The organism is Citricoccus parietis, assembly GCF_042433045.1.
Taxonomy (GTDB): Bacteria; Actinomycetota; Actinomycetes; order Actinomycetales; family Micrococcaceae; genus Citricoccus; species Citricoccus parietis.
In genome coordinates this window covers 35772-57967 of record NZ_JBHLWH010000013.1, presented here as the reverse complement: position 1 = coordinate 57967, position 22196 = coordinate 35772, and the positions used below count along the sequence as shown (strand labels likewise).

At 62.5% G+C, this 22196-nt stretch carries 15 protein-coding genes; 1 reads left to right on the top strand and 14 read right to left on the bottom strand.

Annotation, left to right across the window (positions count from 1 at the left end; all coding sequences use genetic code 11):
- Positions 1 to 87: 87 nt before the first annotated feature.
- From brxL to ACFFIO_RS04260, 8 genes are all read right to left on the bottom strand, one after another.
- A complete protein-coding gene (brxL, locus tag ACFFIO_RS04295; RefSeq protein ID WP_378040348.1) occupies positions 88 to 2202 on the bottom strand; it encodes a BREX system Lon protease-like protein BrxL in 2115 nt (704 codons plus the stop codon).
- Positions 2203 to 2216: 14 nt separating this feature from the next.
- A complete protein-coding gene (pglZ, locus tag ACFFIO_RS04290) occupies positions 2217 to 4712 on the bottom strand; it encodes a BREX-1 system phosphatase PglZ type A (RefSeq protein ID WP_378040347.1) in 2496 nt (831 codons plus the stop codon).
- An 84-nt stretch (positions 4713 to 4796) separates the two neighbouring features.
- Positions 4797 to 8327, bottom strand: a complete 3531-nt coding sequence (gene pglX, locus ACFFIO_RS04285; RefSeq protein WP_378040346.1) for a BREX-1 system adenine-specific DNA-methyltransferase PglX — start codon at positions 8325 to 8327, stop codon at positions 4797 to 4799.
- A gap of 12 nt (positions 8328 to 8339) precedes the next feature.
- Positions 8340 to 11855, bottom strand: coding sequence for a BREX system P-loop protein BrxC (gene brxC / locus ACFFIO_RS04280; protein ID WP_378040502.1), 3516 nt, complete (start codon positions 11853 to 11855; stop codon positions 8340 to 8342).
- A gap of 5 nt (positions 11856 to 11860) precedes the next feature.
- On the bottom strand, positions 11861 to 12460 hold the full coding sequence (locus ACFFIO_RS04275) for a DUF1788 domain-containing protein (protein ID WP_378040345.1): 600 nt from the start codon (positions 12458 to 12460) through the stop codon (positions 11861 to 11863).
- Positions 12457 to 13077: a DUF1819 family protein gene (locus ACFFIO_RS04270; protein WP_378040344.1), complete on the bottom strand. Its 621-nt coding sequence runs from the start codon at positions 13075 to 13077 to the stop codon at positions 12457 to 12459. Before ACFFIO_RS04270 ends, ACFFIO_RS04275 begins: the two co-directional genes overlap by 4 nt.
- 89 nt (positions 13078 to 13166) lie before the next feature.
- The gene (locus ACFFIO_RS04265) at positions 13167 to 13367 is read right to left on the bottom strand and encodes a helix-turn-helix domain-containing protein (protein ID WP_378040343.1); all 201 of its coding nucleotides are present in this window, start codon (positions 13365 to 13367) and stop codon (positions 13167 to 13169) included.
- Between the two features lie 811 nt (positions 13368 to 14178).
- Entirely contained in the window at positions 14179 to 15198 is a 1020-nt protein-coding gene (locus ACFFIO_RS04260; RefSeq protein WP_378040342.1) for a hypothetical protein, read from the bottom strand.
- Positions 15199 to 16325: 1127 nt separating this feature from the next.
- Here ACFFIO_RS04260 and ACFFIO_RS04255 point away from each other — a divergent pair.
- Positions 16326 to 18779, top strand: a complete 2454-nt coding sequence (locus ACFFIO_RS04255) for an NACHT domain-containing protein (protein WP_378040341.1) — start codon at positions 16326 to 16328, stop codon at positions 18777 to 18779.
- A 185-nt stretch (positions 18780 to 18964) separates the two neighbouring features.
- On the opposite strand, the gene ACFFIO_RS04250 is transcribed toward ACFFIO_RS04255, so the two are convergent.
- From ACFFIO_RS04250 to ACFFIO_RS04225, 6 genes are all read right to left on the bottom strand, one after another.
- Positions 18965 to 19471, bottom strand: a complete 507-nt coding sequence (locus ACFFIO_RS04250) for a hypothetical protein (protein WP_378040340.1) — start codon at positions 19469 to 19471, stop codon at positions 18965 to 18967.
- Between the two features lie 283 nt (positions 19472 to 19754).
- Positions 19755 to 19895 (bottom strand): hypothetical protein, encoded by a 141-nt coding sequence (locus ACFFIO_RS04245; protein WP_378040339.1) that lies wholly within the window; start codon positions 19893 to 19895, stop codon positions 19755 to 19757.
- Between the two features lie 80 nt (positions 19896 to 19975).
- Complete coding sequence (locus tag ACFFIO_RS04240) at positions 19976 to 20800, bottom strand: sigma factor (RefSeq protein WP_378040338.1); 825 nt, start codon at positions 20798 to 20800, stop codon at positions 19976 to 19978.
- Positions 20797 to 21108 carry a hypothetical protein gene (locus tag ACFFIO_RS04235; RefSeq protein WP_378040337.1) on the bottom strand — a complete coding sequence of 104 codons (312 nt, stop codon included), beginning with the start codon at positions 21106 to 21108 and terminating at the stop codon, positions 20797 to 20799. The genes ACFFIO_RS04240 and ACFFIO_RS04235 overlap by 4 nt, the downstream gene beginning before the upstream one ends.
- Positions 21105 to 21875, bottom strand: coding sequence for a hypothetical protein (locus tag ACFFIO_RS04230; protein ID WP_378040336.1), 771 nt, complete (start codon positions 21873 to 21875; stop codon positions 21105 to 21107). The genes ACFFIO_RS04235 and ACFFIO_RS04230 overlap by 4 nt, the downstream gene beginning before the upstream one ends.
- Before the next feature lie 43 nt (positions 21876 to 21918).
- Positions 21919 to 22170, bottom strand: coding sequence for a ParB N-terminal domain-containing protein (locus ACFFIO_RS04225; protein ID WP_378040335.1), 252 nt, complete (start codon positions 22168 to 22170; stop codon positions 21919 to 21921).
- Positions 22171 to 22196 lie beyond the last annotated feature (26 nt).

The following is a 22196-nucleotide window of genomic DNA, read 5'->3' as shown; positions in this document are numbered from 1 at the left end:
AGATGCCGGTGTACGGCAGGGAGGAGTCTTCGTAGCCGCGGAGGCTTTCGAGCTCGAGTTGACGAGCCTTTATATACGCGTCCCCGCTTAAGGCTCACGGATGTAGGTGATGCCGAAGGCGAGGACCTGGCGGAACTCTTGGCGGCGGGATCCGAGGTCGAACTGGCTGCCGGATCCCTTTTGGAAGATGTCGAGACCTCGCCCCAGGAGGAGCTTCCAGCCTTGGTCGGTGCGAATCGACCGGTCGTGGATGCTCTCGTCCCAGGTGACGGTGAACTGGATACCAACGCTGGCGGCGCTGTCTTGGATGTCCTTAAGCATGAGAAGGTGCTGCTGGGCGTATTCGCTGTGGTCTTCCTTGGTCACGAGCGTTACCACGATCTCGTCAGCGGGGTCTTTGCTGGTGGCCAGAAGTGCAAGCAGGTCGACGAGGTTGCGACCCTGGTGCGGTAGGCGAATGTAGGGGTCGACGATGGTGATTTCGGTCGCGCCGCGCAGGTACGGCAGTAGCAGCGTCTCGTAGGACAGTCCGCGCTGGTTCTCTTGGAACTCACGGTGGCCCTCGAACAGCTGAGGTGCTATCTCGATCGCCGGAAGGGCTGGGACGGCTGCCTCCTCGCCCGCGGGTCCGGACGGGTAGGACGGATCGGCGCCACTCTCGGTCTCGGTACGTTGTGTCTGGTAGTAGTCGGGATACTCGTCCTCTTCCAGCGTGGTGACGCCGTGCCACGTGCCTGTCTTGTCGGTGTAGCCGAAGTTGACGGTGGCCATGGTGGTGTCGATCCGCAGGATTTGGTCCTTGACGCGCTTGCGCCCCTCGATGGCGAAGCGGAGTAGCTCCTCGATCTCTTCTGGGGTCGCCTCGCCGTTGGGGTAGATGAGCTTCATCAGGCCGGAGAAGGTCTTGTGGATGCCGTCGCGGTCACGCGTCGAAATGTCTGGTCCGAGGGTGAAGTGCTGTTGGTAGCGGTCGGAGTAGTCGGTGTTGCGCATCGACCGCAGCACCTCAGCGATGTAATCGACGACGAAGCCGTAGCCGGAGGAGAACATCTCGCTGCGAATGGTGTCGACTTCCCAACCAGGGATGTAGAAGTGGAGCCGGTCGAGGTAGGCGGAGTCGTGGTACGCCTCGGGCAGCTCGTCGAACAGGTCGGAGTGCTTGAGCATGTAGGGCACGTTGTGGGAGGTGTTTCCGACGAAGACCATCGATGCCTCGGCCCCGAGCGTCTCGATGCCACGGGAGAATGACTTGTTCGCCATGTAGTTCTTCATGATGTCGACCAGCGCGTTGTCGGTGCGTTTCTTCTTGCCTGCGAACTCGTCGAACGCGACGACATCCCAGTAACCGACCAGGCCGATTCGGCCGTTGGCGTTGTTGACGAAGAGTTTCGGGACGGTGACCTCTCCTCCGGAGATCAGCATGCCGTGGGGTGAGAACTCGGAGTAGATGTGGGACTTGCCGGTGCCCTTCGGCCCCAGCTCGACGAGGTTGTAGTTGCGCTCGACGAACGGGATAAGCCGCACGAGCTGCAGCAGCTTCGCTCGCCGCCCGAACATTTCGGGGTTGAACCCGATGGACTGGATCAACAGGTCGATCCATTCCTCGGTGTTGAAGCCTTGCCGCGAGGCGAGGTAACCCTCATAGTCAAAGCTCGACATCTGGATCGGCTTCAGGCTCCCAAGCATCCATGGCACGACTCTCGTGTCGTCGCTGTGGGAGTATTCGATGTCGCAGATGCACCACACACCACCGACGAGCAGCTTCGGGTTGGCCTTCACGGTTGCCGGTTCGACGATCACGCCATTGAGGCCGAGGTTGGCGAACGACGCCTGGTACACATCCTGCTTGTCGTTCAGCGTCACAGCGACCTTGTCGATGATTCGGTGACGGCCCTTCTCACGGATGGTGGACTTCACCAGTTCCGACTCGTTGCGGTGCACGTAGTGGTCGGCGAGAATCTTCCGCACCGAGTCGATGCCGGCCTGGATCGTCGCTTCGTCATCGGACGCGGCGTACTGGCCGAGGAGGTACTCCAGCACGTAGGAGGGGACAATCGCGTTGCCCTTGACGGCCTTCACGAGGTCCTTGCGGACGACGGACCCGCCGAACAGCAGATTGATCTTGTAGTCGAGATCGTTCTGCTGGGGCGCGCTCGGCTCCGTACTCGTGTTCCGTGCGCTCGGATTCTCGGTGTCGGTCATGGCTGCTGCTTCCCCTAGAAATCGAAGTCCGACGTGAACGAACGCTTGAGCAGGTACTGAGCCCGCTGGTAGACGCGCCACTGCGTGGTGTTGGGTATCTGCTCTTCGAGACAGAACTCCACGGTGCGGTTGTTGAACTCGTTGGCGTCCTGGCTGAGCAGCATCCGTGCGCTCTGGTAGCGGTCGCGCTTGTCGTCGGATGGCTGGTCGAAAATCAGCTCGGCCTGGTTCGAGATCAGTGTCTCGCCGACATAGAGGCCTGCCCGGAGTGTGCGCGGCTGCACCTTCTCGCTGACGGGCTCGGACTGGAAGAGCTTCACGACAACCTGACCGGTGGTGATCTTGTCGGTCTCGGGCAGCACTTCCACATTGACCGGGCGGGTATCGCTCTTGCGCTTCTTGTTGACAGTCAGCACTGGCACGACGACCTCTTGGAGCGAGGCGCCGCCGTGGACGAACCGCGACCCCGCTCCGGGAAGCTTGAGCCGGTGGATCGACTTGGGAATCTGCACTTCAAGGCCGTTGCTGAGCCCGAGTTGTTCGGGCTCGAACTTCCGGAACGCCGGATCGTCTTTGAGCCCCCGGCCCAGCACGTATCGGCGGTTCGTCACCACGAGATCGTCGCCCTGCGGCTTGGTCGAAAGGTATGACGCATCGGCGAGAGCGGTGTCTTGGTAGAGGAAGCCGTGGTCGGCGGTTACAAGGATGTTCGTGGCGTTAGCGTTCGTCAGGCGCTTGATGAGGTCGACAAGATCGCGCAGCGCGTCGTTGGCGGCCTCGAATACCTGCCGCTCGGTGCGGGCTTTGTCACCGGTCGCGTCGATCCGGTCGTGGTACACGTACAGCACCTGGTGCGCGCCGTACAGCTCCCGCAGTTCGCCGCGCGGCATCGAGAGGATTTCCTCGGCCTGGATCGCGTACCCATCCACCGAAGCAAGCACCTTGTTACGATTCCCGGTCCCGTCGGAACGCTGACCATCGACGAGCACCGGGTCGCCATCGTGGGAGTGGCCCAGCGTCTTGTGCGGAAGGAGAGCGGCCATGCCGAGTTGGGTATAGCTCGGGAGGACGCCGAGCATCGCGTCGAGCGTTGCGTCGAACCGGTCTTCTTGACGGATACGCGACCGCAACTCGTCGGCGATCTCGTAGCGCAGAGCATCGGAGATGATGACGACGGCCTTCCGGTTGCCCTTCCGGATAATCGGCTCGACGTGATCGGCGAAAAACCTTGTCTGCGGACGCAGCATTACCGACCGCCATTCATCCACCGCGTCGACCTGCAGCTGCCAGGCGTTACCGAGTTCGTAGAGAAACCGGTTCGCGTAGTGCTTCTCCACCTCGACCCGGAGCGCTTCGAGCGGGCCGGCGTACTCGGTCCTGCGGGCGGCGAAGTGGAACTGCCGGTAGAGCTGGTCGATACGGAACCAGTTCCGGCGGTACCGGTCGAGGCCCTCATCGAACGACGTGATCTCGAACTTTTCGGTTGCGAGGTCGCACAAAAGGTCGGAGGCAGCGCCGAGTGCCGCGTACAGTTCCCGATAGCCGTCGACCCAGATGCTGGTCTGGCGAGCACGGATGGTCTCGGACACCTCGCGCGCGCTCATCGTCCGCTCAACGACGGCGTCAGCAAGAGCGCTGATGACCTTACGTTCTACATCCTCGAACAGGTCGTTGCCCATGAGTTCAGGGAGCTCGGCGTCCTCGATGCTGCTGGCGTAGCCCAGGCTCTCCGACGACCGCCGTGCCAGCGTGGCGAGGGCGTCGGAGCCACGTCGATCATTGCGCAGGCTCGCGAAGTCGAGCTGAATGTTGCGCAGGGCGCCAGGCGTTATTGACGCGAAACCGTCGATCGCCTGGCGGAACATCCACAGTACAAAGTCATCGACGCTGGGTTCGCTGGCTTCGTAACCGTAAATCTTGGCGACGCCGGCCCAATGGAATCCATCGAGCCCTTGTTCGGCCAGTGCCTCGTACTTGTCGTCGTCGCCGCGCGCGTTCTCGATCAACAGGGCGCGCGTGAGTTCAAGCATGCTGTGCTCGCGCTGACCAAGCAGCACCGCACACATCTTCGCGCGAAACCTGTCCGCGTCATCGTCGGGCGTGAGCAGTGTCTTGAGGCTCTGAACCCGCTTCGCGACGCGGAAGAACTTCTCATGGTCGCGCACGACGTTGTCGATCCCGCTGCCAGTGAGGCCGAGCCTCTGGCGCACGAGCGCGGTCCGGTCGGCGGTGAAGACCCCATACACCAGCTCAAGGTCGAGCAGCCAGTTCCCTGTGCCAGGGGGCACCGCGCCTCCGCGGTAGATGAGGAACCTGCCAGTCGGCTCTTCGTGGAGCACCCGGTTCTTCACCGCGTACTCGTTATTCTCGACCCGCAGCGTGGTGACGCCCGCGAGGTCAAGGGCGTCGAGCTCCGCAGCGTACTCGCGGTCACTGTCATGCCAGAAGACGAGACGCTGCGACTCGAACCGCTGTTCCAGGTGCGGGATAACTGCGCCGAGTGAACTCATTCGGCTTCCTCCTGCTCTGAAGAGGCCTTGATCTCTCGCCGCGCGGGCAACTCACGCTTGGAGGCGCCACTACTCCGAGCAATCTCACCCATCGCTGGCCTCCAACCCCGTAATCTTCTTGAGGGCCGGGTAGAACTTCGGGTAGTTGACCTTCACACCATCATCGAGGTCGATCGCGACCTGCTGGGACGCCAGCGGGTAGAGCACATCGTGCTCATACTCTTTCAGCTCCAGCAGCACCTTGCGGAGCCGGTCGGCCTCCTTCAGCGCCGCAGCCTTCTCACGAGGCGTGCCGCTCCCGGCCGCGAGACGCTCCTGATGCTGAAGATTCGCCTCTAGCTTCGACTCGAACTCGCGCAGGTACTCGTTCAGCACCATCGAGACCGTAGAAGGGGTGTAACGGTGCATGTAAATCAGCGCGTTGAACGATCCCTTCGGGCTAGAGAACAGCCAATAAATCGGACGCTTCTTGTACCGCTGCACGTGATCGTCGTAGAACCTCGACCTCCCGGCACGGGTGATGAAATAGTCCCGCAGCGACTTGACCTCAAGCGACGCCTCAACGAAGCGAAGGTTCTCCTCAAAGTGATGCTCGCCGAACGCAGCCCGCAGGAACTGACGGAACCTGGACACGATGTCGTCCTCGAACCAGTCACCGTAAACGATCGGGATGACGTTGTCCGCATCTGGGCTGAACGTCGGCGACGACACTTTCGACAGGTAGTCCTTCAGCGTCTCCCCCTGGTCGGCGAGAATTAGGCCCGGCTCGTCGAGACTGTAGCGCCCGAACATGCAACTGATCGCGTAGGAGATGACATCGACAACAAGATCGTGCTCGGCCTTCCTTTCGGGGTCATCGGACAACCCGTGCTGGTATTCCGCGTTTCCGAGAAGGGTGACTTTCGAACGTTCAACCGCCGGATACTGAACGTTCACCTCGCCCAGAGCTGCCCCAACCTCGTCTTGAACGCGCTGCTCGATTTGGAGCAGTGAAGAGGTACGCTTCTCGCCGATCAAACGGCGCTGTTTCACCCACGACGACAACGTGCCATCGGCTGAAGCAATCATGAGAGTCTCAAAGTCGGGCGCTGTCTCCTGGGTCAGCCAGTCCTCCTTCGCAATCCCGATGGCCTCGTTGGTCAAGTGTTCGATTTCGTCGGGGTCCACCTTCGGAAGTGGAAGACGAGCGAAGTCACCAGCCTTAAAATGATGGGTCGGATTGAGAAGGTCCGCGAAATCCGAGCCATACTTCGTGTTCACCAGAGCCATTGCGGCAAACATCGCCTGGCGGTCAGAGCGTGGATATGCGCACAGCCCTGTAGCGTCAAACAGAAACCCGGGTGGGTAGTAGCGAAGCGCGAGACCACGACTTGTAATAGACGACCAGGAGATTGACTCCTTGAAGATGAACTCCAGATTGAAGTTGTGCGCCCATATCCGACTTCCATCGGGATGGCGTGTGGTCTGAAGTTCGTGCCCATCGTCGTACCAATCCACCACAAACTCGTCATGACCGTACCATCGGCGAGGGCCACCACCCTTGTTGTACGGAAACCATCGCTTCCCGCTCGATTTCGCAGTCTCGCGGTTTTCTGCCGACCTATTCGTCGCAGCCGCAGAGACTTCCCACCAGAAGCGTAGGTATCTCGTGTTGTTTCCCGTTGCCATGCCTTCCCGGGGGTTCAGCACATCTCCAAGATAGGGTCCGGATGCGAGGGCAGCTAACCCGGTATCCGACATCCAATAGCAGACAGGAGCACCTGGGATTTCTAGGAAGTCGCCGAGGTTACGACGGAAGACTCCACGAGACAGCCGGATCGCATCGCGCAGTGCTACCTCCTTTGCGGCCTCGTTTTCACCGTCCACCAGGCGCGCGAACCAGCACTCGCGCCCAAAGTCATGAAGCTTAAGGACGAAGGCCGCCGTCGAAGCAACTTCCCCACCTAGGCTGTCAAACGCTCCTGGGCCGAACTGAAGAACCTGTTCAAGCTGGTGTGCTGCCAGGAGCTCACGGCGTAGCGTGGCGAATGCGGGCCGGAACAGCCAGTTCTGCTTGGCAATCATTGCGACTGTGCCGCGTCGCACCGCCAAGGTCAACGCTCTTTGAATGAATGTCGCGAAGAGATCGGCTTTAGCCTCCGGCATTTGCTGCTGGATGAATGCCTCCAGCGCACCCGACATGTTCGATGACCCCATGTACGGAGGGTTTGCAACCACGACGTGGTAGCGCTGACTCAAGTACTCCGCCTGCGAGAGTACGCGACCGGCCCGGCTCAGTGTGGCGCCTCGGAGTAGGTCGCCGTGATCAGCCAGAGTCTCGAAGTGACGGCTCAGCTGGGTTCTGAGGGAGGAATCGGGTTGCACGAGAGAACCGAGGGTATCTGCTTCCGCAAACTGGCTCCAGAACGCCTCCTCCGCATTCTTATCCCCATCCTTGGTGACGAGGAAATCCAGTTCTTCGGTGCTGAACGTGACGGCGTTTATGACACAAACGTTTGGCTCGACCTGCTTGCTGAAGAACGTGCGCTGCTTCGCACGAGCCTTCATCGTGAGCGCGAACGCCGCCAGTGCTCCAGCGCGTGGGTCGATCTCGGTGCCGTAGAGGTTGTTCGTGAGGATGAGTTCGGGAATCTCGGAGGGGGCGTAGCCCTCTTCCTCGTAGATGGCGTAGAGCAGGTCAAAGGCGTAGGTAAGCATGTGCCCGGAGCCGCAAGCGGGGTCGATGACTTTCAGTTCCTTGGGGCTGCTGATCTTGAGGTAGTCGGTCTCCTCCTTGACCGGGGCGATGTAGTAGTCCATCTGATCGGCGAGGCCGGATGACGGGTGGTTGAGTAACCATAGGCGTCCGATGGAGTTTTCGACGAGGTAGCGGACGATCCAGTGCGGGGTGAAGAGCTGGGTCGCCGCGGGTATCTCACTAGCGCCTGCCTTCTTCCCCTTCTTGAACCCGGCGAAGACTTCATTCTTACGTTCCGAGATGTAGAACTGGTAAAGCCAGCCGATCACTTCAACATCGCGGCAGACTTCGGCCGTGAGAACGGTAGCTGCGCGGGTGAGGATCGAGTCTGCGGCGAGGAGGTTCGGGGGGATCAGGAGTTCGGTGTAGTCGCCTTCGCGTTCGAACATGAACGGCATGGAACGGTTCCAGTAGCGGCAGTACTCGGCGAGCAGCAGGGTGTATGCCTCTCCTTGGGCATCGCCGCTGGCTCTGGTGCCGTCGAGGAGCGCAGTGATCGTGTCGAGGGTGCGCTTATTGGCCGCGACGACGGCGTCAATGCTGCCACGCTTGGCGTCGGCGAGCACCTCTGGTTGTCCGAACTGCTGACCGTGAGCGGGTGAAACGACGCCGACGCCGGTGTAGCCGTTGGCATCCATGAAACGAAGGGCGATGATGCGGTTGAACCAGGTGTATGCGACCTTCTCGGCTACCGCGTCCTTGCCATTAGCGCCGCCACCTGTTGTTGCGATGTCGCGTTCGAGCGTGGTGACGGCACGTTGGTTCTCGACCCGTTCCGGTGATGCGGGAGCGAGCACGGCGGTCAGGCGGGCACTGACCTGGGTGATGAGTTCACGCCTGGCCCAGGTGGCGAAGCTCTTCAGCGCTGCGGTTTCCATGCGTGTTGTCTCCTACAGTGCGATGCGCTTGTCGTCGTTGATGGCGTGGACCAAAGCCATGCGCAACGCGTCTAGGTAGCGATCGACATCATGTTCGGTCTCCAGGACACCGTGGATGCCGGTGGCGCTGATGCTTTTGACCGAAACGGTTTGCTTCTTGGGCGGGGCGTGGACCGGTTCATCGTCGTCTGCACCGCTGCGTGGCGACGCAGCGAGTTGGTCGAGGATGACCGGGTAGGTGCGTTCTTCGAAGGTGCTAGCGATCTCGCGGACGACTGCGATCTGACCGTCGCTGCGGATTCGGTCGAGGATTGCGCCAACCTTCTGGATCGCGCTGTGCTGTGCGTCGTCGGTGGCTTCCAGGTAGATCGTGCTGGTCTGGAGGGGTCCCCAGCGGGAGTCGATCTCCAGCAGTGCTTCATCACGGTTCGCCATGAGCGCCTCGTCAAGGCGGGCCAGAAGCTCAAGGGTGGCGGCCTTGAGCCTGGTCATCCGATTCCCGCGGAAGGCCTGTGGGTCGGCGAGGAGCTGTTCCACTTCCTGGCTGGTACCGGAGGGAAGGTAGTTCAGATTGCTGGCGTTCTTGGCCAGCAGTTCGGTTGCCTCGTCGAATATCCTCCGCTGAGCGCCACCAAGGAATGCCTGGATCGGGTCGATGACGTCGGTCTTCGCGTCGAGCAAATCGTCGGCGCCGGCGAAGTCGGACAGGTACCAGTCTTCCGGCTTGCCAACGATGGACTCCAGTAAAGAGATCGGGGCGTCGAGCTGAGCGACGAACGGGTACTTCGAGCCGCTGACTTGGGCCTTGAGCTCGTCGAGCTTGGCGCGGAGCCGTTCGCTGGCGTGCCGGGCCAGTTCGAGCGGGTCTTTCGGCGCGGTGGGCTCGTCGAAGAAGTCGGTGCAGAAGGTGCGTAACGCCGCGACCTTGCGCTGGTCGAAGGTCTTCTGCGGAGCGACGACGGCGTGAGAGTGCTTCTGAGTGTTCCGTAGTACAGCAGCGACCTCGCTCCGCTTGAGGATGTTCGAGTCGACCGTGAGAGTGATCTTCGAGGTGCCGACAAGCCAGGCGATGATGACTTCAATGGAAGCGAGGTCCCAGCCGTACGGCTTCGCCTGAAAGTGATCAACGATCTTCTTGGACGTGACCTGCTCACCGAGTCGGTCACGCTGCAGCAAATAGGAAAACACCTCGTCGGCCGGTGCGGCGAGCGCGCGGACCGAGGAGTCCTCGATCATCGCGGACTGGTCGGGGTTCGCGTACGCAGCGACCTGCTGCTCGGAGTAGGTGCGCCCGCCGAGAAGGTTGAGACCGGTGTAGGTCTGTGCGATGAGGTTTTGGAAACCCTCGGTGATCCGTGTGATGGCGTCTTGTGATCCTGCCGTGATGTCTGCGGCGTTGATTACGAGGTCGGCCCGCCCGACGGCGCGGCGGATGCGTTCGACCAGCTCCTTCTCCCGCTCGGCATTCTGCGTGGCCTTGGCCCGCAGAATCTGCTCCTCAATCGGGGACAGCGAGCTGGTCTGCTTTCGTTTGGTGTACTTCTCGGTCTTGATCAGCTGCCGCAAGTCGGCCAGCATTCGCTCGTCGGGGGCGAGAATCACGCGCAGTTCGTCTTTGCCCGCTGAGTGCATCCGAATCTCTTCAGGACCGTAGGGGTACTCGGGGGTGATTAAGTGCAGAGAGAGTTCGCGCTGCTGGCCGAATGCCTGGTCGTCGAGCTTATATCCGAATGCGAAGTCCTGCCCGTTCTTGGCGTAGCGGAGCTTGGCGGTCTTGACGACATCACCAGACAGAATCTTGTTGAGCCGCGTCGAAACCTCGGAGGAGTCGATCTCGACGTTCTTGATCTCTTCTTCGATCACCTGCTCCTCGTTGGTCAGGTACTCGTAGACGTTGCCGTTGCGCTGCACGTAGATCTGCGTCTCCAACAGCATCAAGGCTTCCTGAACCTGTTTGGACAACGCCGGCAGGTCCATTCCGAACCGGTCGTACACCAGCACGGTCAGATTGCGCGGGGTGGCCTGGAAACTCTCCACGTACTTCACCAGGAACAGTGCCTTGAGTAGCCGCACCGCGAGCATGGTGACCGGCGAACTGCTATCGGGGAGGTCTCGTTCGGCCCGGTCGATGGAACGCTGCGCTGCGGACTTCAACGAGGCGCGGATGCCGGCGAACATGCTGTCGAACGTGGCTAGTGTGCCGATCTCGACGTCGCCGATGTCTTTGGCGACCTGCTGGACGACGCCGAGCATGGAGCGTTCGCCGACAGAGCTGTTACGACCCTCGAACACGTTGTGGTCGGAGATGCCCTCGATCGCTGCCTGGAACAGTGGGAACTGATAGCTCACGAACGGATAGGTGCCGACGAAGTGGACCTCGTCGGTGAAGTTACGGTACGTCTTGGCGCCATCGACGAAGTCGAACAACGTCTTGAAGTTCGCCGACTCCTGCGCGTAGACGGCTTCGAGCACCTGGGTGCCCTTATCGTTTTTCTCCAGCAGGCGCTTGCGGATGACCTCTTCCACGTCCGCAGAGGTCAGCTTGACGCGCGTCGCGAACCGAGCCTGAATCTTAGAGAAGTCGTTGCCCTGTTGCTTGGTGCGGTCTCCGACGACCTTGTCCATATCCTCCTGCGAGGTCACGAACACCCAGGCCCGCCCGCCGCACTTCGTGTTCAGCGACTCGGCAATCGTCTGAAGGTTCAGCATCAGATGCGTGTTCGAGCCGATGAACTGCCCGACCTCATCGACGAAGAAGTTCAGCCGATAGCCCGCGGGCTGCTTGTCCAGCCAGGCGCGAACCTCATCGGCGAAGTCCTCAATCGACACCGAATAGGTGTCCTGATAGGTCTTCAGGATGTCGGGCGCGGTTGATGCGTCCAGCCCGGTGATCTGGGCGTATGCCTCGTTGACCTGGCGACGCACCGTCGGGAGTCCGAAGCTCGGCCGGCGCTCCACCCAGTCGCGGCCGGACACCGTTCGGAAGGCATCCTTGAATGCGTTTAGCTGACGTTCGTCGTCGAGCTGGCGCTCGAATCGGGCGATGTGACCTTGGTCGCCGTAGTAGCCGCGGGACTCATCGAAGACCTTCACGAACACGCGCAGCAGGGCGTCAGTCTGATCCTTGCTGATCAGGGTGGCCTTTTGGTCGATGTTGAACAGCAGGCTCTTCGCCCGGATGCGTTCGGCCTTGTCCAGCAGTGGCGGCAAGAAGGCATCCGTCGCCTTGGCGCGGAAGCTCTCCGAGACACGCTCTCGGGGGAAGTCGTCGCCCTCTACGTCACCGAGAAGGTGCGCGAGCATCTTCAACAGGTGCGACTTGCCGGAGCCGAAGAAGCCTGAAATCCACACGCCGTTCGCGTTGGTGTATTTCGTGTATGCCTCAAGCAGCAACTCCAGGCCCTTTGCGGCCTCGTTGGTCAAGACGTATTCGTCGACCTCGGTGCCCAAGTGCGCAACGTCGTCGGCCTTGATGACGCCCTCGATGGGCCGCTGGACGTCCTTGGCGAAAATCTCGGTGAGGTGCATAACGGTCACGGTTCCTGTTCCAGAATGTTCTTGGCGCGGTAATACTGGTCGTCCTTCAACTTGCTGAACAGCACCAGCGACGAGCCGAGGGTGTCGGACTGCTCGTAGCGGCCGGGGAAGAACATGAGCATCGGTCTGCCCACGATGACGCTCTGCAAGTTATTGAGCACGTTGTGGGAACGGATGTAGGGGAAGACTTCGCCGATCCCAGTTAGGAACACAATGTCGAACCCGCCGTCCGCGAGCCGCTCCCGGATCGCGGGCGCGAGCTGTTTCTGCGGGTTGAGCATGGACTGCAACATCTCGGTGAACTCGCCCTTGTCCAGCTCGGGCTCGACTTCAAGTACTTCGTCCCAGTCACCGCGCTCCTTGAGTACCTCGACCGACAGGTCGTAGAGGTTGATCTCGCGGACCTCGACGCCCTGGCTCGCCAGCCGGTTCTTGACTCGCTTATTCGCCTTCGCCACGTCAAGGGCGTGTTCGGGCTCGTAGGGGTAGATGAAGAACGGGACCTCGTTCGACAGACCCTCCATCTTCAGGAAGCGCTCACCACTGAGCACTGCGAACAGGTGCGCCTCCTGGCGAGTGAGTTCATGCGGCGTCACAGCGTGTCCTCCTTGCTGTCGCGAGTCGGGAGGAACCGCACATCGCTCGGTACCTGCGCGTCCAGCGCGTCTCGGACGCGTTCGGACAGGAGTGCGTGGACGATCTCGTCGCCGACGAGCAGACCAGCCTCGGCGAGCATCTGGAAGACTGTCGAGCGGAGCTTGCGCAACGTCGAGTCCTTCACCTCAGCGAGTTCCGGGTGCCACAGTGCTTTCCCTCGAACGAAACTCTCGAAGTCTTCGTAGCCCAACGCGGGGGTGAGCAGGAGGAATCGCTCGCGCACGACCTCCTCAGCGAAGTCGCCTATGAACGCGTAGCGGCGGCACGCCGCAATCCACATCAGGTGACCGCGCTCGCTAGGGCTGGCATCTCCTAGTAACGCCAGCTCGGCATCTGTGAGCACCGCCAACCGTTGAGCGACCTCGCGCGCCAGCCGGAACCCCGATGATGCGGTTCTCGCCTGGAGCAGATTATCCGCGCCGAGTTGGTCACGAACAGCCCTCCAGTCACGGATGTCCAGGTAGAGCGGCGCAGCGATCACGGCCTCCCGGGTCAAGAGGGCACCGCTGGTGAACGACAGCGCGTAGCGGCCGTGCATCTGCGACGTGACTCTCATCCGGTGCATCCTTCCGGTTTCTGGGCAGTGGATCAGGATATGGGGCGCCACCGACAAGGCTTCGGCGGCGGCTCAGTGCGGCGAGATACTCACCCTGGCGGGAAGGGCTCGGACGGGGCCGCAGCGCCACCTCGTCGCACCCAATCGTCGATCTCGCCGGTCTGGAACTTCCAGAGGCGCCCGACCTTGTGCGCGGGCATGCCTTTCTCGGCGATCCAGGTGTAGACGGTGTCCTTGGTGACCCCGAGGTGGACGGCGATGTCATCTGCGGAAAGCCACGGCTCAGCCACGTTGGTCCTCCCTCGCTCTACGGCCCAGGCAGGCCAACACCCTCGATAGTATCGGGAGTTGTGCCGCTTGAGTTGGGTTTGTTCGGGCGTGGCCGAACGAAACGGGTGCTGCGGGCGGATGCCGCTGGAGAATCGGCAAGGCCTCCCAGTGAGACAGAATCGTGAGTCGACGTACCTGCCCCTCTGCCCAAGAGGCGTGCGACGCCCCCGCCTCCAGCTTCTCGCCTCCGGGAACACAGACGTCATGTCATCGCCCTCGCTGTCTGACATGCCGCTCCTAGTCTGCGCACAGTCGCGGAACGCAATATCAGTCATCACACCTCTGGCACCAAGGTGCACTCCGTCTCGTTTTGTCCGCGACGGTGTAACGGATGCCCGTTATGAATGGACCAATGCCCAAGGTCCGTAGAGCCGTCCATCCGGGCGTACTAGGTAGATCGCACAGGTAAGCTGCGTACCGGCGACGTCGTCAGACAGAGCAGGAGCAGGAGCGGGAGCAGCTGATCAGCGCCCGAGAGGTGGAGCGGCAGCTGCGACCGACCTGTCCAGGGTGTGCCGTATGGCGCCCGTTGCGGGACGAACCACCAGACGGGGGCTACGGGATGCTGACCGAGGCGTGCCGCCGTTGATCCACGTCAACTGAATGGGTGCCCGGTGGAAGTTCCTGTAGCGAGACACCGTCGACTCAACGGTGTGCGAGTGCCCACGCGCGAAGATCTGAACACGTTACTGAGAATCCGTGAGTGCCTCTGAGTTACTGCACCGTTGCTGCACCGCTGGCTTCGTGGCGCTGGCCAGATCTATTGGGATGTCAGCGATCGAGCTGCTGCTGGATAGCGGCCTGGATGGCCGGCAGGGCCAGGGTTTCGAAGCCAGCGGTGCGGACCCCGATGCGGTGGACGTAGCGGTCGTCGTCCTGAGCGCGGCCGTCGCAGTGTCTATTGATTTCCTTGACGTCGAGCAAGCCGAACCACTCGAGGGCCTTGCGCGCGGTTGAGTAAGGGTCGCGGTGGATCCCGTAGTGCCGCAACCGCACCGCGCCAGGGAAAGCTAAGAGGCCCTCGTCGTTCCAGGCGCCGGCCCCGCAGGCCGCCATCAGTAGGACAGCAATCTCAGAATCTTCGAGGACATGCAACCAACCGTTGAGGATGAAACCGGGGGGCATCGTGAAGGCGGCGGCGGATGTCTTTGGGGTCGCGTACTCCACACGCTCGCCGTCGGCCTCGACGCCCGCCTCGTTGAGCGGGACGAAATTCTCGAAGCGGTTACGCTCTCCCGGTTTGCCCGGCACGTCGACGAGTCCGGCAGCCTCCAATCGTTCTAGGGCCTTTCTGACGGTGCGTGCGCGCTTGTCGCGGGCGTTGTGGTAGATCCCGCCAACGTTGCTGTCGGTGGGTAGCGCGGCCACGAGGTCGGCCCAGCCTGTGTGCTGGCTGTCGCCGGCGACGGGGATCTCGAGGTCTGCGAGTTGAGCGCGCGTGCCCGGCTTGCGATGCAACTGCAGTAGAGCGAGGACGGTCAGTTCCAGGCGAAGGGCTGAGCCTAGGCCGGACGAAATCCGTGTTGCGGGCGGCCGGAGTTCGCGCGGCGGAGCCTTGCGGTCCGAGCCGTCCCCATCGATGGGCGCGCCCAGATAGACAAACGGTCGGCGGAGGCGCAGACCAGCAGTCCGCAGTTTGCCCACCGACCTCTCGTAGCCCAGGAGCTTCTCGTTGAGGGCTTGCAGGTGGGCTGGGAGGCCGGGGACCTGCAAGCGAAGGAGGCGGCGCTGAAGTTGCTCCCGCTCCTTGGTGGAGGGGGCGCGCGTCCAGTCGATCAGGATCTCTACCAATGCTTCTGACTCCGTTACGTCGATACAACCGGAACATCTTAACCAGCCAGAACTCACATCACCTGATTCAGGCTGAGATAGTTCACGACTGGCTGGTTAAAGCGCACCACCAGTGTACTGGATCGATGGACGCCGGTGTGGTTTTACTGGAGTCACACAGCGCCGATGGGGCGCTCGACCACCCAGAAGGGAGGACACATGGGCACGCAGCACGAGCCACTCAAGCGGGCGTTAACGGAGCAACGGCGGTCTGGACGCCTGGCTTGGCTTCGCATCGCACTTCAGGTCGTCCAGACCGCCGCCATCCTGTTTCGTACGTGGCACGACCTTTGACGCTGTGACGGTTGTCGGCCCCAGCTGGTTTGCGGCTGGCTGGGGCCCCGACCTCACACGAAACTTCTTCGAGAGTAATACGGCCCTTCGTGACTGTCGCACGATCAGGCTCAGTTTGGGTGTGCTTGCCGGGCGTTGTTGGAGGGGTGCTCACCCAACGGACAAACAAATGGAGGCCGCGCCCGTTCCTCGGCCGTTGAAGGCGTTCCCTGGCGACGGTCCTTCCGCGGGTCGGCATCTCTCCAGCGTCCGGCATGACACCGCAGGTCGTCACCATTCGTCGTTCTCCTGGCGGACAACATTGGAGTCGTTCAGGCGTTCGGAGACGGGCACGTCTGACATCCGGGACGTCGCCTTCTGAAACCCCATCTGATCTGTGCGACGGCTGAATCGTTGTCTCCGCTCAGGACCGGGCAAACTCACTCGAAAACTCTGAGAGCATCAAGCAGGGTGTTGACCTCGATGATAAAGGAGACTCAATGAGTGGATTGGCGAGCTCTGCTCTGTTTGCCGGCGGCGGCCGTCTTCTCGGAGGTCTGGCAGCGCCCGCGGCGCGGGCATTGGCACGCAAGGCAGGGTTTCGATGGTTCGTGTGGCGTCGGGTTCGAAAGAGGCTCGACTTCACGTGCAAAGGGCGAACCTATCGAAAGTGGCTTAGGACCCTAACCGTCGAGGAGCTTTCCACCCCGGTCGAGGATATCCAAGGGACACTGACGAGGCGGCTTGACGACCTCTTGTCCGCTGGATCGAGCGACTGGGCGACCGCCGCTGACCACCTTTCCCGCGCACTACGAATGGTCGAGCTGACCTATCCGGCAATCGCGGCGTCACTCGGCGACGCCGAACGAACCGAGCTAAGCGAGAAGTGGGCTCAGCAACGAAACGTCACCGTGCGGGAGGCGCTCCTCCAGCACGCTGGTCCAGGCGCGGCTTTGAGCTCGAACGACCTCGCGCGGGTGCTGCAGCACCGCTCTGAGGCACGTCGGACGGTGCGCCTGCAATCGTTTGAGGTCGACGAGACCGCCCTGGATCTGCACTTCGGCCGAATCGAGGTCCCGGAGGTCATACCCGGCGACGTTGTCGTGATGCTCGGGGACTTCGGGTCGGGCAAGTCCGAGACCGCGGAGACCTGGCACCGCACCGGAATCAAAGATCTGATGACAGACGGGAACGCTCCTTTCCCGGTGTGGCTGAGTGCGCGGGACGTGCTCGGACAAACACTCGAGGAAGCCGTCGATAGACAGCTCGGGTCCGCCTGGCGCCGTGGGCGAGGCGCATCGATCGTGGTTGACGGCTTGGACGAAACCGACCCTGCAACAGCGCAGAATCTGTTGGAATCCGCTCGCATCCTGACAAGAACGGCTTCGAACATTCGGGTCCTGCTAACCGCACGTCCGGGCATTCTGTCGCCAACCGACAAGGAAACGGTGCGGGCAAAGCTCTTTGACGAGAACGCGGCACTCGAGTTGGTGGAGCTCACCGCGGGCAAGGCGCACAGCACTTGGCGCTGGACAAAGGACATGCGGGCCACCGTGACGCGACCGTTCTTCGCTCTGGCGGCGGGGATCATGCTTGGCAACAATGAAGCGCCTAGTGGAGAAGCCGATTTGATTCGAGGATTGGTCGAGAATGCGCTTGCGAAGGGCAGGGAGCGGCCAGCCGTGACCTCTGAGCAGACGAGGTCTGTACTTCAAGACCTTGCCGTTGGGATCACGAGGACGTCCAAGGATGGGCTGTCCTACAGCGACCGTCTGATTGCCCACTCAAGTCGATTAGTCTCCGACGGACCGGGCGATTCCGTCGTGTTTTCCCTGCCGATCTTCCAGCACTGGTTCGCGGCGCAGGCAATTGTCACCGGTGACGTGCCGGTGGCGGAGGTCGTGACCGACGCCCTGAGCTTCAACCGGTGGCGGTGGGCCGCTGCCGTAGCAGCGTTGAGCGCACGAACCCCAGAGGCGGTGGATGATCTATTGGGGAAGTGGGTGGCCGGGAATCCGGGAGCTGCTGCTTGGATCATCGATCGGGCGTTCAGTGGACACCGAGACTGGCGCACCGAAGCGGATGAGAACCTCGACCCCACGACGAGCGGGACACGCCTCCTGCGGGCGCTGCGCACCTGGGCCAATGCCCTAGGCCCCCTGGCGGATGGAGTTCTTCCATCTCAGATCGTCCGCGGTCCGGTCGGCCTGGGCGTCCGTGTATCCGGCCACCGCATCATCGTCGCCTTGTCGACGTCCAGACCAGCATCAGACCGAGTGACCGCTCTCCCGCCGGAACTTCATCCATTTTCGTCGTCGCCCGTTGCGGATTGGCAATTCTGGCTCGAGGCCGTTGCGCCTCAGGGTGATGCCTGGCCGTGGACCAAAGTGCAGAAAATGATCGCTGAAGCGACGCTCAAGAAGCTATCAACAGACCCCCACTTGGGGGCACCGGACGGGATCTGGGAGCAGGAACGTCGCTTTGACCTGGCGCGGCGTCTCCTGGGGCATGGGTCCCTGTTGCACGGGCCGTTACCCGCCAATGAGGTTAGGAAGCAGGCGGCGGAGAAATTCGACGCTGTCGATCAAGATCGGAGCGCCTATATCAAGATGGGGGGCCGAGCATTCTATTCCGGCGCGGAGTTGGATGATTTGGTCTCGTGGGTGGACGCGACGCGCTCTCTTGACGTGGTCTCTCATTTGCCCGAGAGGGACCTGCCGTACCCGAAAGGGGGCTGGGTCTGGGATTTCTACTCGCCACAGCGTTTGATGGAGTTCGAAGTCGAGGTGTATGCACGCGCTTGCCAAGCCTATGACGAGGCGCTGGCACATTCTTTCGCTCGGCTGGGGTGGTCGATGCCCCGTTCATCCATGGCCCCGTTTGGAGTACTTCTGGAAGTGGAGTTCGACGGCGCTGAACGGATTGGCGGAATTCCCGGACTACGCGTTATCCGGGCACCGATGGCGTTGATGCAGGAACTCGCACCCTCTGGGGACGAATCGATATGGTCGGCGTCCGGCCGCGCAGTGATCAACCAAATCAGTCGAGATGCGACAGAGGAAGGGGAGTACTTCTCGACCACTTTGGAAACCATTCGTTCCTGGCTCGCCGCGCAGAACCGCGAACCGGCCAGTGGTATTGGATGGACTACCACTGGAGCCGACGATATGTCCGAGACGCGGCCTGTGGCGAACGTGGCAGCAGGCTGGCTCTGGGACGACCTAAAGGACATCGGGCTCGGAAAAGGCACGTTCCCGCAAGTCCGGTAGACAGGCACTGTTTCGCCGGACGGCGACGGTGGTCGACTTCATTGCCTACCGGTGCCTGACCAGGATCGCCTAACGGGAGGTTTGGTCAATGCCCGGACATGCCGGTTTACCGAAGGGCCGTTTCCCTCTTGTGGTGTTGTTCCCGCCGCAAGAGGGGGCGCTTTCGCCACCGTGCGGCAGTGACTCTAGTGCCTCGGGAGCATGTCCTTGATGGTCAGCTTGGGTCGCCCATTGGACCCGTCCCCGTACCCCTCCACGTACCCGGCCATCTGTGCTCGGGCGGTGATGTAGTCCACGTCTTCCCGTCGGGCCATCTGCTTCCCAGCGTCCATGTGTCCTTTCTCGTATCCGTAGCGGTAGGCGTGCCGGACTCCCGACGTCTCCAGTTCGATCCGTAGCTTCTCAGCTTGCTCTTCCGAGGCCGCGAGGGAGGACACCAGCAGACCATTGGACCGCAGCATCCCCTCCCACATGGTGGCGTACTGTTCTGCTTCCCTGGCCGCGTCTGCCGCCCTTGTCTCGGCGCCCTGCAGTTGGACCTCCAGTAGTCGCCGGTCGTCCTTCAGGGACCGCACTTGTGCCCGTAGCTGGTCTACTTCGGACTCGTCCGAGACCGGCTGGCGCCGGGCCCGGTAGGCGGCCTGGCGGTGTGCGTCCGAGCAGTACCGCCGGCCCATGGACGGGTCCGACAATGGTTCATCACACCACCCGCAGCGGACGGCGAGAGGACGACGAGGAGAGGATCTGCGGGCCTTGATCATGAGGTCCTTTCATAACGGGCACCCGTTACACCGTCGCGGACAAAATGTCCCCGAGTGCACCTTGGTGCCAGACGTGTGATGAATAATCTTGGTGTTTGTGGTGCCTGCTAAAAGTAGGGCCGGAGGTCCGGCTTCTAGGGGCAGGGTCTGGGGCTGTTTCCTGGGAGTCTCCCGGCGCCTTCTGAGGCCAGACGCTTGGAGCCCTGTGGGCCGTCTACAGGGTGATGAGGAGCAGCAGCAGGAGCCAGCCGAGCAGCGCGACGACGGCCAACGCGGACAGCATGACGCGCCCCCGGGGAGTAGACGCCCACCCGGGCACCCGGTCTGCGATGGCGTCAGGCAGGGCGGCGTCCACGGACCGACGGATCCACACTCGGCGCGCCCTGCGGACACGACGGCCAGACACCCGGAGAGAACGACGGAACCGGGAGAGCATCACAGGCCTCCGGGGAACAGCTGATCATGGTCCACGGCGGGCCGGCCCCTGCGTTCGAAGGTCCACGCCGCGGCCCGGGCCAAGTCGCGTACCCGTGCCCAGTACTGGCGGGCGGTGTTGAACGACGCCCCGGTGGTCTTGGCCAGCGCGTGCGCATCCACTGCGGTGACGCCCCCAGCCGCCAAGGCTGTGCCCAGGTAGACCGAAGCGTGCCGGCCGATCGCGCTGGGCACCCTGGCCACCGTGGCGACAATGGACGGGGTCCGGTCGGTGGAGTCCAGAGCTGCGCGGACGACCTGGGCCAAGGCGATGACTTCACGCGAGGATGCCCGGAGGGCATTGGCTGAAATGCCGAGGTCTGTGCTGGCCGCTGCGGTGTCTCCGTCGTAGATCAGGTGCAGGCGCAGGAAGTTGTCCACCCGGCCCTCGTCCATGCCGAGTGCGTTCTGGACGAGGTGTAGGTCTTCGAGCACGTGCCGGAGTTCGTCGGCGTCGTCCACGCGGCCGGTGTCGTCGTCCACGCTGCCGCCGAAGTGTGAGTCTCCGCGGGCGGCGGTGATGGCTTCGAGGCTGTCTGCTTTGCTTCCGTTGCATTGGGCGCCGTTGCGGGCGGTTCGCTGGTAGTAGTCATGGGCTCGGCGTCGGGCGACCACGCGGCATAGCGTTGGCCAGTCGCCGCGGGCCGGGTCGAACCTCACGCCCTGGAGGGATAGCCAGGTCTCTTGGAGTAGGTCGTCGATGTCTTGGATGGGTCCGCCGTATTGGCGGACCATGGCCGCGACGACGGGCCGGAGGTTGTCGAGGTCTACGCGCAACGTGTTCATCGGGTGGTCTCCTTCCGGGTGGCCCGGATGTTGGACTGCTCGGCGAGGTGCTGGGCGAGTCGGGCGATGCTGAAGTGTTGGTGGGCGGCCTGGTCGAGGTCACGTAGGGCCAGGCTGGGAGTCCAGCAGCCCAGACCGGTCATGCCGTGCTCGGCGAGGGTTTGGACCTGGGTGTCCGCGGCGGTGATGCCGGCGGCGTTCAGGGTGTGCAGCAGGTCGCGGGTGCGGTGCTCCAGCGACTGGGCCGGTAGGGGAGTGACGGTGGCCAGCAGCGGGGGCTGGACGGCGGGCGGCTTCCGGGGGCTCATGCCGCGGCCTCTTTCGGTTGCCAGCCGGCGAGGGTGGCCGCGGTGATGACCTGGCGGCGAACGGAGCAGTCCGGGCCGAGCTTGGCCGCTGCGCGTTCCATCAGGGCCAGGTGCTGCATCGGCCGGGCTTGGAGGAAGGCGCTGGCGGCGGCGTAGGTTTCCGTGTCGATCCCGTCCACCGACTGTGCGCCGGAGTTTTCCACAGGCGCTGGTGAGTGTGGCTGGGACCCAACCGATTCATCCTCGCTGTATTCCTGTAGTGGTTCCTCAGTCCTCCTAGGGGGCAATGAATCATTGGGGCTCAACCCAATGGATCGTTGCGGCTGATGGGGCAATGGATCATTGGGGCTGAGGGGCAACGAATCGTTGGGGCTGGACTGCGATTGCGGGTCCTGCCTGTGGACAACCGACCATGTGGTGACCGGCCGGCCGGTGGTGCCGCGCGTCACCGTGGGGACCGCCGTTGTCTTTGGATCGAGGGCCAGGGCGTACTCGGCCCGACTGCCCTGACGCGCGGCGCCGTTGGGGACAACGGCGCCAGCGCGCTTGAGCTTGGCCATCACCTGGCGGAAGGACTCAGAGGCGCTGTCGGGGTTGGCCTCGGGGTCGAGGCCGAGGTGCGCGGCGCCGGCCTGCCAGCCGCCGAAGTAGACCGGTGGTGTGTCGGTGTCCAGGGCGACCAGTGCCATGAAGGTCAGCAGGCGGTGGTCACGGTGGCCCAGGTGCTTCCAGTAATTGGAGACCATCATCGCGTTGGACGCGCCCATCAGCGGTGCTCCCGGGCTCCGCCGTTCCAGGGTGGGGGCGCGGTCACGTCGTCAGCCCCAGGATGCCCAGAGCCACGACGACGGCGTCGAGGTCGTCACGCAGCTCACGGGCAGCGGCAAGGCGGTGACCGCCGGTGGTGTCCTCGGGGACCACCACCTCAACGCCTCCGTCTGGCGTCCAGATCGAGTACACGTTCCCGGATCGGGGACCGTAGGCAATACGACCGTCCGAGTCCAGGTTGAAGCCAGCTGGCGGGTCGACATGCCGGAAATTGGGCGCGATAGAATAGGTCATGGTTCCTGACTCCTGATTGGTGGCTG